The sequence below is a fragment of the Nostoc sp. 106C genome (assembly GCF_002154725.1).
Lineage (GTDB): Bacteria > Cyanobacteriota > Cyanobacteriia > Cyanobacteriales > Nostocaceae > Aulosira.
Window position 1 is genome coordinate 89980 of record NZ_MTAW01000219.1, and the last position, 14861, is coordinate 104840.

The 14861-nt window shown below is 40.0% G+C and carries 10 protein-coding genes and 1 pseudogene; 5 read left to right on the plus strand and 6 right to left on the minus strand.

The window, feature by feature from the left end; genetic code table 11:
* The first annotated feature begins 314 nt into the window (after positions 1-314).
* Together BV375_RS32145 and BV375_RS32150 are read left to right on the plus strand one after the other, a co-directional pair.
* Positions 315-1079 carry a DeoR/GlpR family DNA-binding transcription regulator gene (locus BV375_RS32145; RefSeq protein WP_086768105.1) on the plus strand — a complete coding sequence of 255 codons (765 nt, stop codon included), beginning with the start codon at positions 315-317 and terminating at the stop codon, positions 1077-1079.
* 946 nt (positions 1080-2025) lie between these two features.
* Positions 2026-2361, plus strand: a complete 336-nt coding sequence (locus BV375_RS32150; RefSeq protein WP_086768107.1) for a hypothetical protein — start codon at positions 2026-2028, stop codon at positions 2359-2361.
* 85 nt (positions 2362-2446) lie between these two features.
* On the opposite strand, the gene BV375_RS32155 is transcribed toward BV375_RS32150, so the two are convergent.
* Positions 2447-3661, minus strand: a complete 1215-nt coding sequence (locus BV375_RS32155) for a glycosyltransferase family 4 protein (RefSeq protein WP_086768155.1) — start codon at positions 3659-3661, stop codon at positions 2447-2449.
* A gap of 441 nt (positions 3662-4102) precedes the next feature.
* Here BV375_RS32155 and BV375_RS32160 point away from each other — a divergent pair, with 441 nt between their 5' ends.
* On the plus strand, positions 4103-5050 hold the full coding sequence (locus BV375_RS32160) for a glycosyltransferase family 2 protein (protein ID WP_086768109.1): 948 nt from the start codon (positions 4103-4105) through the stop codon (positions 5048-5050).
* Positions 5051-5323: 273 nt separating this feature from the next.
* Here BV375_RS32160 and BV375_RS32165 read toward each other — a convergent pair whose 3' ends face one another.
* Both BV375_RS32165 and BV375_RS32170 read right to left on the minus strand, forming a co-directional pair.
* Positions 5324-6031: a ParB/Srx family N-terminal domain-containing protein gene (locus BV375_RS32165; protein WP_243714118.1), complete on the minus strand. Its 708-nt coding sequence runs from the start codon at positions 6029-6031 to the stop codon at positions 5324-5326.
* Positions 6031-7398 carry an AAA family ATPase gene (locus BV375_RS32170; RefSeq protein ID WP_086768113.1) on the minus strand — a complete coding sequence of 456 codons (1368 nt, stop codon included), beginning with the start codon at positions 7396-7398 and terminating at the stop codon, positions 6031-6033. The genes BV375_RS32165 and BV375_RS32170 overlap by 1 nt, the downstream gene beginning before the upstream one ends.
* A gap of 604 nt (positions 7399-8002) precedes the next feature.
* Here BV375_RS32170 and BV375_RS32175 point away from each other — a divergent pair.
* Positions 8003-8887, plus strand: a complete 885-nt coding sequence (locus BV375_RS32175; RefSeq protein WP_086768115.1) for a ParA family protein — start codon at positions 8003-8005, stop codon at positions 8885-8887.
* Between the two features lie 117 nt (positions 8888-9004).
* Here the strand turns inward: BV375_RS32175 and ileS are convergent, their stop codons facing one another.
* Together ileS and BV375_RS37395 are read right to left on the minus strand one after the other, a co-directional pair.
* Positions 9005-11956 carry an isoleucine--tRNA ligase gene (gene ileS, locus BV375_RS32180; protein WP_086768117.1) on the minus strand — a complete coding sequence of 984 codons (2952 nt, stop codon included), beginning with the start codon at positions 11954-11956 and terminating at the stop codon, positions 9005-9007.
* Between the two features lie 569 nt (positions 11957-12525).
* The gene (locus BV375_RS37395) at positions 12526-12798 is read right to left on the minus strand and encodes a hypothetical protein (protein ID WP_166507578.1); all 273 of its coding nucleotides are present in this window, start codon (positions 12796-12798) and stop codon (positions 12526-12528) included.
* On the opposite strand from BV375_RS37395, the pseudogene BV375_RS32185 reads away from it, so the two are divergent.
* A pseudogene (locus tag BV375_RS32185) lies at positions 12716-12916 on the plus strand (hypothetical protein); the annotation flags it as partial. The gene BV375_RS37395 and the pseudogene BV375_RS32185 overlap by 83 nt on opposite strands.
* Before the next feature lie 147 nt (positions 12917-13063).
* On the opposite strand, the gene BV375_RS32190 reads toward BV375_RS32185, so the two are convergent.
* On the minus strand, positions 13064-14440 hold the full coding sequence (locus BV375_RS32190) for an NAD(P)/FAD-dependent oxidoreductase (RefSeq protein ID WP_086768118.1): 1377 nt from the start codon (positions 14438-14440) through the stop codon (positions 13064-13066).
* Positions 14441-14861 lie beyond the last annotated feature (421 nt).

A 14861-nucleotide genomic window follows, 5' to 3' on the forward strand; every position in this document is an offset into this window, starting at 1 on the left:
TAGGAATCATTATTGAACCATGTGGCTTAAGTTGACACGCGCGCAAGTGCCAAAATTAATACATTTAACTGTGCCTGAATGTGCTTGAATTTAATTGAAGTTACGGATAAACGTACAAAAAACTGCACATTACCGCTATTTTTAAGTGAATTGACCAGAAAATAGATAGGCTAATTGATCCGTTTTCCTTGTAAGTAAAAGGTTGGGGATTAGGTCTAGTTCTTGTAATCTACTAAATTGAATCTGATGTAATAAGTATAAACTCACAAACGTGCAGTTTCAAGACCAAAAACGCAATTTCAGGAAAAATAATTATGTTAACTGCGGAGCGCCGACAATTCATCTTGGAAATTCTGCGTCGTGATAAAAAGGTACTGTCAACGGAACTCAGTGCTGTGCTTAAGGTTTCTGAGGATACGATTCGTCGGGACTTGCGAGAATTAGCAGAAGCAGGACTATTGCAACGCGTGCATGGTGGCGCACTGCTGACTTCGCCAGCTACCGCGAGTTATGCCGATCGCCAAAAGCAAGCGCCAAAAGAAAAGGAAGCGATCGCGCGCGCAGCCGCAAAATTAGTCTGTCCAGGACAGGTGGTAATTTTAGATGGAGGAACGACAACTCTACAAGTAACCCGTCATTTACCTCTGGATTTGCAAGCCACAGTCGTAACAAATAGTCCGCCAATTGCGATCGCATTAGCCGAACATCCCCATATAGAAGTTGTGATGTTAGGTGGCAAACTCTATAAAAAAGCCTTAGTGAATGTGGGTACTGTCACAATTGAGTCATTACGGATGATTCGTGCAGATTTGTGCATGTTAGGGGTGTGCAGCTTGCATCCGGAGGTGGGGATTAGTGTACCGAATTTGGATGAAGCTCATGTTAAACAAGCGATGATTGCTGGATCGGCTGAGGTAGTAGGATTAGTGACAACAGAAAAATTAGACACAGCTGCTCCCTATGTAGTGGAATCGATTCATGCACTAACTTATCTTGTAACTGCACCGACAGTATCTAACCAAATGCTGTCGGCTTATAAAGCTTTAGGTCTGACCATTATCCGTGACGAGTACGAATAATCTCCAGATTTGATAAATGCGATCGCTATTGACCACCCACTCTAAATATATGAATAAAAAACTCAAGTATTTAGTGAAGTACTACCTAGGGCATTTCGTTTAGAGTTAGCATTACCTTGTTGGCAACATCTTAGAGGCTGATTGTACACGATTATCAAGGTCTAAAATCAGGTGTGCTGAGGTATTTTAAGATTATATGAACTATACTACCAATCATGCGCTTAACGCATTTCTACTCTTTACACTTGTTTAGAAACATCTGCTTCCCGATTTTTAAATATCTAATTTAGATTAGTAATAAACCATAATTTTAATAAAGCCAAAGCGGCAAAAATACTGAATATTTTATAAATAATTCAAGATTGACATATAAAGTTTTACATCTATCTTTTTGCCTTTTCTACTTTAGTCAGCATCAGCAAAATTCGTTTATATGGTAGCAAATCAGATTTTTCCAACACTTGTTGGAAAATCCCTTATTCAAAAACTTATATATTTATTATTTACTTCATTAAATATATAAATTTCTTGGTCATTCTAACTAAATACTTAAAAATAAAAAAATCAGTAAAATTTCTCTTTTGTAAAGATTGATTATACAAGTATATTGTTGACAGTTGCACTAGCCTAACTGACAAAACACTATATCTGCTCAAGGGGTGTTTTCATTTACAAAGTTACTCTTCAGTTAACAACTTAGTAATTACTGCTTTATAGCCTAGTTGTTAATGAATTTTAGAGGTCTAACCTCATTTTTTATTTTTGAGCGCAGCAATTGTCAAGTTAAAACAATAACTAAAAAACATGAAAATCAGGAATGACATCATCCTGCCATTTTCGTATGTATTTTTATCAAGTTAAAATTGCTGTCCAAATAAGTTGAGTCTTCTAGGAAGTGTGACTCTACCTTTTCAATGCTTAATTTTTTATCGCGTCATTTAAACAAATGCATCAATCTTGCCAAAACCTGATAGCCCTACTTTTAGCCTCAACTTCTGCTTTCATTTTAACTCCATGTCAAGCACAAAGCCAGCCAGAATCAAATAACAGCAATGGTCAGAATATTAGCCCTATATCTTCAGAGCTAGCTACTGGCATAGATAAAATCGTGCCATCTCAACCAAGTGATTTGAAGAGTTCTACAAATAACAAAGCAGATATCTTGTCTGAAAATTCTAATACTTCCTCTACCACTGCTACTGTAAGTACAACAGCTAAAACTTCTAATTTACGTGTTCCAATATCGAGCCGAATTTTTGCTGTACCTTCGATGCAACAGTAATTAGATTATGAATGAGCAAGTAAAAAATGATGAATAATGAAGGTTCAAAGTTTATACTTCACACTTCATCTTGTCCTTATGAGCGCTACCCACAACATACTTGCTCATAGTGTTGACCAGCAATCTCCCAGGTAAATTCTGTTTCTACCAGTTGTCTGCCAGAGTAAGACAATTTATATCGTAGTTGCGGATGATCGAATAGTTGAATAATAGCAGTGATATACTCGGCTGGTACATTTGCTCTTAGCGCTCGTAGGGGTGTACCAGCACCATCTACCGCTAGTCCTTCTAAACCGCGATCGCTTGCTACTATTGGCACCCCAGCTGCCATTGCTTCTAAAGTTTTATTTTTAATCCCAAAACCCGTCCGCATTGGCACGATGCAGACGGTTGATTTATGTAAATATTCCACCATTGAGGGTACACGCCCAGTCACGGTAATTCCTGGTTGTTTTTTCAGTGCTAAAACCTCTGGTGTAGGATGAGCACCAACAATCTCAAAAGTTGTATCGGGGTAATGTTTCTGGATTTCTGGTAATACTTCTTGGCTGAAGAAGCATACCGCATCAATATTTGCTAAATTATCCATTGCACCGATAAAAATTAAGCGATGTCCTCCTGGATCGGCGGTTCTATAAGGAAAGGAAACTAAATCAACCCCATTAGGAATAACTGTAATTTCACTATTCGGGTTAAATTCTTGCAATTGAATTTTGTCTTCTTCTGTAGTCACCACAAGGGCGGAAAACTTAGAGCAGTAGCTTTGCTCGTAACGACGTAAAAGTGGCAGATTAATTTTATCTCTCAATGTATTTTCGGAAATCCCAGTTGCAAGTTGGTTATGACAGCTACCGTAGAGAGAACTATGAATATTGACTACAGTTCTTAGCTCTTTTTGAAAATGCGATCGCACGTAAATCTCATTGACGCTATGTTCGCAGGTAATAACATCATATTTTCCTGCTTGTACAACGTTATCAATCCACTCTTGCATTTCAGTTGAGTAGCGATTGAGTACACTCGGCGGTGTTCCCTGTTGCAAAAATGAGCTAAAGCGCTGAACTTTCTTTAATATCCCTGCGGATGTTCCTGGTTCTGGGGGACGTTCAAAAACCACTAGACGATCCACACAATCTTCTAACCCTGCTATTTCTGCGTCGGTGACAGTAGCATCACGTTGAGTTACAAGAGTAATACTATGGCGTTGACTCAGATATTTGAGTAAATTAAATGTCCTGACTTGGGTTCCCCCCCGCGTTGGTGGATAGGGAAACGTAGAAGATAGCATTAGGATATTCATATAACTGATGTCTGTAATAACACTAGGAAAAACAATCATATATATATACAATGACCTCAATCATTGTTAATTGTCATCATGAATATCCCTTAGATATTTTTTGTGAAACTTTAGTAAATTAAGTATCATAAAAAGCTAATTCCCAATTGCCTAGCAATATGATGAATTTACTGTATATCACCATTGAAAGTGTTGTATATACGGAAAATTTTATGGCAATATATAAATCTAATGAGTCTTGTTAATTAAATATACTTACCAAGGTATGTTAGCAATCCTGAGTTACAAATTATTTTATGGACTTTACTAAGTGTTTTTCCAGTTGAGAGATATTCTTAGGGTAAAATATTACATTCGCGTGTTAAGATACAAATCATATTAAATAGACTAAACTTATTGATTCGTGTAATTACTTCTAATTAAACAATACTTATTATCATTGTGGCTAAAATTAGTGTTTGTATTCCTACCTTTAATAGAGTTAATCTACTACCTTACGCTATTGAGAGCGTAATCAAGCAGAGTTACCAGGACTTTGAATTAATTATTTGTGATGACGGTTCTAGCGATGGTACGCCTGAATTGATGTCACAGTACACAGATAACCGTATTCAATACATCCGTCATCAGCAAAATATTGGTAAAAGTAATAATATGCGCTCTGGCTTTAATGCAGCTAGTGGCAAATATTTTATAAAATTTGATGACGACGATCGACTAACGCCTGATTTTCTAGCACGTACTGTTGCCATTCTTGAGCAAGACTCTAGCATAGATTTTGTGGGCACTGACCACTGGATCATCGATATTGATAATGTCCGAAATGATAAGGTAACGCAGGAAAACTCTAGTCGTTGGGGGAGGAAAAAATTATCTGCTGGTGTTGTCGAGAATTTACTAGAGGTTGTTTTTATTTACCAAAGCTTTCAAGTTGGCGCAACATTATTTCGACGTCAGACATTGCAAGAATTGGGATTTATGCTTCCCAATATGCAAAATTGTGAAGATAATGATTTATTTGTGCGGCTAGCTTTAGCTGGAAAAAAAGGCTATTACCTGCCAGAATTATTGATGGAATATCGCTGCCATGAAGAACAGCAAGGCATTAATCGAGCTATTCCTTATTTATTTGATAAGATTCGGTATTTAGAAAGTTATAAGTTTGAGTCTGAAAAATTAGAGACAATCAGAAAAACTCGGCTTACTGAAGCTCAGTTGATATTAGGTTTGCGTTTAATTGAAAAAGGTGAAATGCAAACTGGTAGAGAACTAGTTTTAGCTGGTAAGTCTTTTTCCAATACTAAAGCCTTGACTGGGTTAGGGTTGTCGCTGTTACCAAGTAGGTTGCGTAGTAAAGGGTTTAAAGCACTGCGAAAAGTCCGGGGTTAGAGTGTTTTGCGCAAAGGCGCGAAGGTTGGAAATAAGGGAATACCGAAAAATAAATTATCCACTACACATAAAATACAATGGTGTGTTACTTGCTTAACGCACCATTTTGATTTTATAGGCGGTGCTTTAGGCGGAACGCCATAACGCACCCTACTGGACTGTCTAGGCTAAAATGTTGCAATAAAAAATGTTTGTAGTTGCGCTTTAGCGCCCTATCAATTAGAAATCTAATGCACAACTTTAGCCTTGCCACGCCACTACTGGCTAACTTCTTTACCACTCATCAATAATAGTCAAAATTGATTTTTCTCCTAATCCTTTAACAGATTTTAGTACATGGCGATAATCTTCAAATTCTTTCTTTGGCTGCTTATTACGAGCATCTGCTATAACCTTTGCAAGTTTGTCAGCTCCAGAAATTCTAGAGCGCTGTAACTTTTCAGATAGCTGGTGTTTATCCAAAGTATTCAGTAAATCGAGCGGACTACTCTGCTCACTCTTTTGGGGGATAAGTTTTTCAATTTGTTTAAACTTATCATCTATCCTCTGCCTCTCTTGTATAATTTCTGATTTAAACTCGTTGAATTGCTTTTCAAGACGTAATTCCAAATTGGATAAGCGCGATGAGTCTGGATTAACTTTTTCAGGTACAGATTTTGATGGTTTATCGGTAGAAACTAACCCCTCAATAGCTGCGATTTGCTTAACTACTAAATTTTCTATTTTGGGTGAGATCACAAAGGCATTAACCATTTCACCTTTACGAGGATTTTTTTCCTTTGCCCTAACAGCAGCATAGTACTCAAAATGTCCATCAACTACCGTATAACTTTCTGCACTTACTGCTTTCACAACTAATGGTCTGATAATTCCTCCAGTTTCTATAATTATGTCTGCAAGACTGTCTAAATCGGACTCCGCAAAATTTGAGCGAGGAACATCAGAAGTAATATCTTTTATATCAACAAGGTAAAACTGCATTATTCATAAACCTCCATTTTTTTTAGAACTTCATCTGCTAAAACTTCAAATTCCATAGCAGATTGTTGAGCATTAGTTTTCACTTCTTCTGCATATTTAATTACAGATTTTGGATCAGGATATTCTAACTCGCCAATTGTGATAGTTTGATTCATACATTCTGAAAGTACTGTTCTATCATAAATAACTGCTTCCATTAGAGGCAGATTATAACGTTCTAAAATTACATCTCTCTGTTTTGGAAAAGTATATTGTAAAAACTTGGCATTAGTTGAAATCTTAGAAGCAAGAACTCCCATAATCTTTATAGAAGGTTTATTCATAACTTCTCTAGATTCATTAATTTGAGCAACAAAGTTTTTTACAGTAGGTAAACCTTGGTTTGCAAATGGTTTTAAATCTGAAGGTATTATCAAATAATCAGCAGCCATCAGAGCTACTTCAGCATACAAATCTCTAGAAGGGGGAGTATCAATAATTACAATATCATAGTCTTTTTCTACACGTTTTAATTTGGTAATTAGCCTACTTCTACTGGCCAAGATTTTAGTAAGTTTATCTTGACTTTCAATCAAAGTAATATGAGAAGGTACAACGTCAAGCTCAGGATTATTGAAATAGTGGGAATTACGAATAATATCGGGAATAAAATTGAAATCTCCAGCTTCTAGTAAATGGTAAACATTTTTATCTCTTAAGTCATCGTCTTCATCAAATTGAAACTTGATTAGTCCCGTAGCAAAAGTTGTATTCGCCTGAGAATCTATATCAATTAAAAGTACGGTATTACCTTTTTTTCTCAAGGCTGCTGCTAAGTTAACTGCAACAGTTGTTTTACCAACTCCACCTTTATTGTGATAAACAGCAATTGTTTTCATTGAATTTTGCCTCTCAGTTTTAGGATTTTCAATTAATAAATTAAGTGGAACTTCCTTTTTTGTTAAACTATCTCTACCAATTAAATCTTTAATTTCTTCTATCTTTGTCTCAACTTCCTTACCAGAACACTGAAAAACTAGCTGAAGATCATATTGTAATTTTTCATAAATTCTGATTTCCTTGCCATTAGTTAGCAATCCATAGCGCACGTTTAAGCTTGTTAAATAATGCCTGAGTCTGGGAACGTGATTATTTAAGTTCTGTTTAGGATGCTTTGCCTCCATCACGACACTCAGCGGCGAGTTCGCATCTAAAACAAAGGGAACCACTTGCGCTGCAAATGCTAAGAAATCCAAGCGGATGCTACCAAGGATAACTTCTTGATGCCAGGTGTCAGGAGTATACCCTAGCTGTGGTAACAAATATTGAACGATGAGTTTACTTTCAACTTCGCTTTCATTGCGGCACAGTTCAGGATTAAAAGGCAATCTCTTACTCCATCTAGAAAATTGCAATCATGGGAAAGATGCTCATACCTGCTTGATTATGGCATCAACTCAGTAGTTTTAAGTAAAATAATCATTGATAAAATGTAACAAATAATAACAGACTATTACTGGGATTTTATAAGTTATATTTATCAACAGTTAGCTTTAGATTGTTAGGGCTTACGGCAATTGCAGGCAGAAACAAAGCTTTGTGATTGTTTCCCTACCCTACTCGAACAGTGTCAGCGCTAAGCGTACTCCTTCGGAGAACCCACAGGATAGCTATGCGGAAGGCTTTACGCTGGTAATTACGAAATTAGACTATTCTTACGCAAGTCCCAGCTGTAAAAAAAGTTTTTTACCCTAAAGAAAGTTTTAACTCGTCTCATGGCTGACGAATGTGAACTTATAAGTATTTACTTAATATTTGCGAAGATTCTGCAACTTAAGTCGGCTTGCTATATAATTCTGACTGCCTCAATCACAGTCATGTTACTGGAATCACTTTGTGTATTCCAGAAATATTAAATTTAACGAACATTTCCATATATCAGGAGAGATGTACGCTACCTACATGGGGATGCGCCATCAAAGGACTTAACCAATGGGATATGTAATTGCAACTGCAAATATGAAAGGTGGTGTCGGCAAAACCACCATTACAGTCAATTTAGCTACTTGTTTAGCTAAATATCATGGCAAGCGGGTACTGGTTTTAGATTTAGATAGTCAAATTAGTGCGACACTTAGCCTAATGTCGCCTTTAGAATTTGCCAAGCGTAGGAAAAATAGAAAGACATTTAGATATCTAATAGACCAAGTTATCACTCCGGAACCGAATCCCAAGCTGACGCTTCAGGATATCGTTCACACCCAGGTTTGTAATTTGCCAGGGTTGGATTTATTGCCAGGAGATATCGATTTATACGATGAGTTTGTTGTTTCAGAAATGCTGCATCAACAATCTGTTGCTTTAGGTGAACAGGACTTTGAAAATATTTGGAATCGCTTTGAAAGGGTGTTGATTAATAACATCTTAAAGCCAGTTCGCGAAGAGTATGATTTTATCATTTTGGATTGTGCCCCTGGCTATAATCTCTTAACTCGTAGTGCTTTAGCTTGCAGCGATTTCTATATTTTACCTGCTAAACCAGAACCTTTATCTGTAGTAGGTATTCAATTGTTGGAAAGACGCATTGGGCAATTAAAAGACAGCCACGAACATGAAACAAAAATCAATATAAAAATGCTGGGTATTGTCTTCAGTATGTCGAGTGCAAATCTCCTAACGGGCAGATACTACAAACAAGTTATGCATCGAGTTGTTGAAGATTTTGGTGTAGATAAAATTTGTAAGAACCAAATCCCAATTGATGTCAATGTGGCTAAGGCTGTTGATAGTTTTATGCCAGCTGTTTTAATGAGTCCTCAATCACCTGGTTCTAAAGCATTCCTTCAGTTAACCCAAGAGTTGTTGCAAAAGCTATAGTCAGTGCTGAGGAGCCACTGCGGTGGACGGGTTCCCCGGCATAGAGCAAGTGGCGTTGCTGAGTCAGGAGTGAGGAGTTAAGAGTTATATTCTTCACTCCTCACTCACGGCTAATTTTTAAAACGTCCCTGCTAAGGCTGCAACACAACGTTCGCAAAGTAGGGGATGTGCTTTTGATTCTCCCACGTGGATGGAGTAGTTCCAACAGCGATCGCACTTCTCGCCATCTGCATTAACTACACCAATTCCCCAGGTATCGGACTGCAAGTTGTACTTCAATCCTTGCAGTGCTTCGGGAGTATCCAATACTTCGACTTGGGAGGTGATAAACAGATAACGGAGTTCATCGATACCGTTACCTTTAGCTGGATTCAGTGCTTTTACAGAAGAACGTAACTGCTCATCATTGATATATAGCAGTACTTTTGCCTCTAGAGAAGAACCAATCAATTTTTCTATCCTAGCCTGCTCTAGCACCTTATTCACTTCAGTACGCAGTTGCCGGATTTGTTGCCAGAATTCTGCTATTTCTGGATTATGCCACTTCTGGTCTATCTGCACCCAACCAGCTTCAAACACTGATTTGTAAGGTGTTTTGTAGGGGAGATGTTGCCAAATGTCTTCGGCAGTGTGACATAAAACAGGAGCGATCGCTCGTGCTAAATTCTCTAAAGCTATTTTCAGCACTGTTTGACAACTGCGGCGGCGGAAACCATCAGGTGTACTGATGTAGAGTCTATCCTTAGCAGCATCTAAATAGAAGTTGGATAAATCCACAACGCAGAAATTCTGCACTGTTTGGAAAAAGCGGAAGAATTGGAAACTGTCAAAGGCTTCTGTTACTTCACCAAACACCTCAGTCATGCGGTGCAGCATATATTTGTCGAGTTCTGGCAATTCCTCAAAAGCTACTGCATCTTTTTGGGGGTCGAAGTCATGCAAGCTACCCAGCAAGAACCGCGCTGTATTGCGAATCTTACCTCTAACATCATTTAGCTGCTTGATGATGTTGTTACCTATACGCACATCGGAGGTGTAATCTACGGACGACACCCACAACCGCAACACGTCAGCACCATAGGGGGGTTCTTTTTTCTGGTCTTTACCGCCGACAATCATCACCTGAGGATCGACTACATTCCCCAGTGACTTACTCATTTTCCGCCCTTGTTCATCCAAAACAAAGCCGTGAGTCAACACAGTTTTGTAAGGTGCAATGCCATTCACCGCTACACTGGTGAGCAAACTTGACTGGAACCAGCCGCGATGCTGGTCTGAACCTTCCAAATACATATCTGCGGGGTAGCGCAATTCTGGACGCTGCTTGATAACAGCAGCCCAAGATGAACCAGAATCAAACCAGACATCCATTGTGTCAGTACCTCGACGGTACGACCGACCATTATTGCGGTATTGTTCGGGTAACAATTCCTCTACCGACAATTCCCACCAAGCATCAGAACCTTTTTCGGCGATAATTGCTTGGACGTGGTTGATGGTTTCTTCATTCAGCAGTGGTTCACCAGTTTCTTCATCATAGAAAACGGGAATTGGCACACCCCAAGCCCGCTGACGGGAGATACACCAATCAGAACGTTCCGCCACCATTGGCGTGATGCGATTTTCACCTTGGGCTGGAATCCATTTTACCGAGGCGATCGCTTTTAGCGCTTCTTCTCTAAATCCTTCTACTGAAGCGAACCATTGTTCAGTCGCGCGGAAAATCGTCGGTTTCTTCGTCCGCCAGTCGTAAGGATATTTGTGTTGATAGGGTTCTTCCTTCAACAGAGAACCAGCCGCCGCCAACGCATCAATCACCGCCTGATTCCCATCACCCAGCACATTCAACCCAGCAAACTGTCCTGCCTCTTGAGTAAAGTTACCGTTATCATCCACTGGTGCAAGGATAGGCAAACCATAGCGCTGACCAACTATGTAGTCTTCTTGACCGTGACCGGGCGCAGTATGTACCAACCCCGTACCGGATTCAGTGGTAATGTAATCGCCACCCACAACAACCGGACTTTCGCGGTCAAATAAAGGATGACGGTAAGTGATATGTTCTAATTCTTTCCCTTTAAATGTGGTTTTTACGGTTAACTCAAGTTCCAAAGTGGAAGATAGGCGTTCAACTAAATCAGCCGCCACAATTAAGTAGCGGAACCTCACCCCCTCAGTCCCCCTCTCCGTTAACGGAGAGGGGGAAGGTAATTCCTCACTCCCCCTCCCTGCTTGCGGGGAGGGGGTTGGGGGGTGGGGTTCCACTTCCACCACAGCATAGTTGAGGTCTGCGTTCACTGCCACTGCCAAGTTACCCGGAATTGTCCAAGGTGTTGTTGTCCAGATAGCCACACCCAAATCTGGTAAATATTCTCCCAGCACTGGTTTAGCTGCTTCCCCCAAACTAGTGATGGGGAAAGCCGCGTAGATACTGCGGGAAGTATGACCTTCTGGATATTCCAACTCAGCCTCAGCCAAAGCGGTTTTAGAACTGGGACTCCAGTGAACCGGCTTTAAGCCACGATAGATGTAGCCTTTCAACACCATCTGACCGAAAACGCCAATTTGCGCCGCTTCATATTCCGGCTTCAGAGTCAGATAAGGATTATCCCAATCACCCCAAACACCATAACGTTTAAAACTTTGGCGTTGAGCGTCTACTGTTGCTAGGGCAAATTCTTTCGCTTTCTGCCGCAGTTGTAAAGGCGTAAGATTTTGCCGTTCTGCTGACTTCATATTCTGCAAAACTTTCAGTTCAATCGGCAAGCCGTGGCAGTCCCAACCCGGCACATAACGAACCTTACGCCCCTGTAGCAGTTGGTAGCGGTTAATAATATCTTTGAGAATTTTATTTAAGGCATGACCAGTATGAAGTGAGCCATTAGCGTAGGGAGGCCCATCGTGCAGTATAAATAATTCGCCGGGATTATTTTGCGAAAGGCGATCATAAATTTTATTTTCTTCCCAAAATTTTTGGATTTCTGGCTCACGCTTGAGTGCGTTTGCCCGCATATCAAAGTTCGTTTTGGGTAGATTTACAGTATCTTTGTAACTTCCTGCTTCTGTCACAGTCTCATGCCTAAGATTTAGTTGTCCAGGTTTTATCAATTATAGAAGATGACATGAAGACCAAAATTCGCTATTTTGTTCAGCACTTTTATAAATTTAGGCGTAGGTTGGGTTGAGGAACGAAACCCAACATCCTTAAACCTTGATCTAGTTGGGTTTCACTGCGTTCAAACGCCACTTCACTCAAGTCGGGAAACCCGCCCACGTGAGTGGCTCCCCAACCTACTAGCGCGGCAAGTCTAAAATGTTGGGTTGAATCATCAGAGACTATTTTTATTGTTTGGGATTTTCTAGATTTTTTGAACCCAACGTTTTACGGTTGACGCGCTACTACATTTATTTTCTCTCCCCAAAGAGACGGAAGAGCGTTAAGTAGGGTGAGCAATGCTACCCTTGGGGTTCCCCTGCTTAAAGTAGCGAAACTTAGCATCGCCTGATGTAACCTCTGTGCACAGAAAATCAACTCGTTGGTTACGAATGAGATCTGGTTCTGTGTGAATGAGTACTCATTGATAGAAAACCTCAACTCGTTGGTTGTGAATGAGATCGCGTTCTCTATGGATGAGTACTCATTGATAGAGAACTTTAACTCGTTGGTTGTGAGTGAGATCGCGTTCTCTATGGATGAGTACTCGTTGATAAGCAACCTCAACTTGTTCGTTATGAATGAGTTGAGGTTCTCTATGGATGAGATGATTTTGGTAAGGAAAGTTAATTTTGCGTAGATGCTGGATTAACTTGTCGTAGATATCGCATTTAATCAGGCGATCGTTTGATATTGATGAGATGCAGAAAGATGTAGAGTTATTCGAGGCGTTGTATTCCTGATTGCGATCGCTCAACCAGTTACAAGATTTAATAGATGATACTACTTTGGCTGTTGGGAGTGAAGCTTTTGCCTCTACTTTACAAGTGTATAACTACGCCAAAGCCAGTGGACAAGGGACAGGTTTAGAGTGAATTTAAACCTTTCCCCTTTTCCCTTTTCCCCTTAACCGAACCGTATTGCCTGCAAGAGGTCTAATAAATTTGAAAGCGTGCGAGAGTGAGAAATAGCGTAACGCACTAAAAAAATGCGGTACGTTACGCTTTCAAACACCTTGTCATTTAAGGTTCACTTTGATTTTTATCCTCACTTCCCAACATTTTTAATAATTTTCTTGCCACTAAAACACTAACAACTCCTGCACCAACTAATTCCACTGCTTGCACGACTTTTTTACTCACATCTTGAGGAGCAATGTGATTATGGAAAATCTCTTCATCTAACCATTCAGTAGTGGCTTTGAAATCATGAATGGGAGTTGGCAAGAGTGTCAAATAAGTACCTTGGCGGATCAAGTGGGCGGGTTCACCAGCTACTTCAAAAGCATTAAAAAGGTTAGCAGCAGCAGCACCTAGCCCTAATTTCAAGAGTGTGCCACGAATATTAACTTGGGCTGGTTGAAGATCTTCGCCTAAAGCGATCGCTTTTAAATTCTTGGCAATATCAGCTCCTTGCTGGTAAGCTACTTGGGCTGTCGGTGGTAGAGAACTATCCTGAACTGCTGCACAATCACCGCCTGCAAAGACTTCGGGGAAATCCAAAAGTTGCATGGTGGGTGTGACGAGGAGGCGATCGCGTTTATCTCGATGTTCCGGAGGAATTGGCAAATCTTTAATCAAGGGATGGGTGGTAGTACCAGCAGTCCAAATTGTTGTGTAAGTTGCTATTGTTTCAACGCGATCGTGGCGCTGATATTCAACTGCATTGGAGCGAACAGCAGTTGCTCCTGCTTCCAAGATAATTTCTACAGGAACAACACGTTTTTGCAATTCCTGTTCCGCAGTTGGGCGCAACGGATCGTTAATATCGCCGTTGAGGATTTCTTTGCCGTGATTGAGCAGTACCACTCTAATTTCACTAGAATTGCCTCCCAAAGCACTGTACCAATGTGGCAGAAAATCAGCTAAGGTAGCTGCCATTTCTACACCAGAAGCACCACCACCAACCACAACTACTGTGAGTAATTGCCGACGTTGTTCTGCATCTTCAGTTTGCAAGGCTTTTTGTAAACAGCTACGCAAATGTTTGTCAATGGCGATCGCATCTTGCTGCGTCCAGAAAGATAGGGCGTGTTCTTTGGCTCCTTCAACGCGCTGATAACTAGTAACGCTACCCACAGCTAAGACTAAGTTGCTGTAATTGTAGGAGTTTCCCGAAATCAATTTAACTTCGCGTTGCTGCAAGTCTATTGATTGCACCGTATCTTGTACAAAAATGACACCGCTACCTTTAAGTAATTCTGAAAAACGCGGTACTACTTGAAAGGTATCCATCTCGCCATCGAAATATTCATAGAGTAACGGCTTAAAGCAAAAGCGATCGTTTTGATCGATCAAAATTACAGAACGAGGATAGTGTTCATGAGCGAGGTGTAAGGCTGTAAATAGCCCGGTAAAACCACCGCCGACAATGACAGTTTGATAAACTGGGCTGTTCATAAGATATCTCCTAATGTTGTGTGTTTGGATAAGGCAGAAGGCAGGAGGCAGAAGGTTGAAGAGTAGAATTGTTTCTCTTGCCAAAAATATTAGAATTCCCTAACCTTATGTGTGAATAAAGGGGGAGCATCCCACTTTTTTGAACGTCATTGCGAGCGGAGCGAAGCAATCGCATGGACTCGTTCTTAGTTGAAGATTTTGTGATTGCTTCGTCGTTCCTCCTCGCAATGACAGTTATTCTCTAGTTGCAAAATAAAAACTGGGATGCACCCGAATAAAGGTAGCTGGCAGCAAGGATAAAAATTATGTTCACAAAGGACAAGGCTTGAAGTAATAAGCAACCGAAAAAAATTGTTTATTCTCTTCTTTCTACCTTCTTATTAATCATCATCATGCATAAAGAAGGTATCTTCCCCTTCGG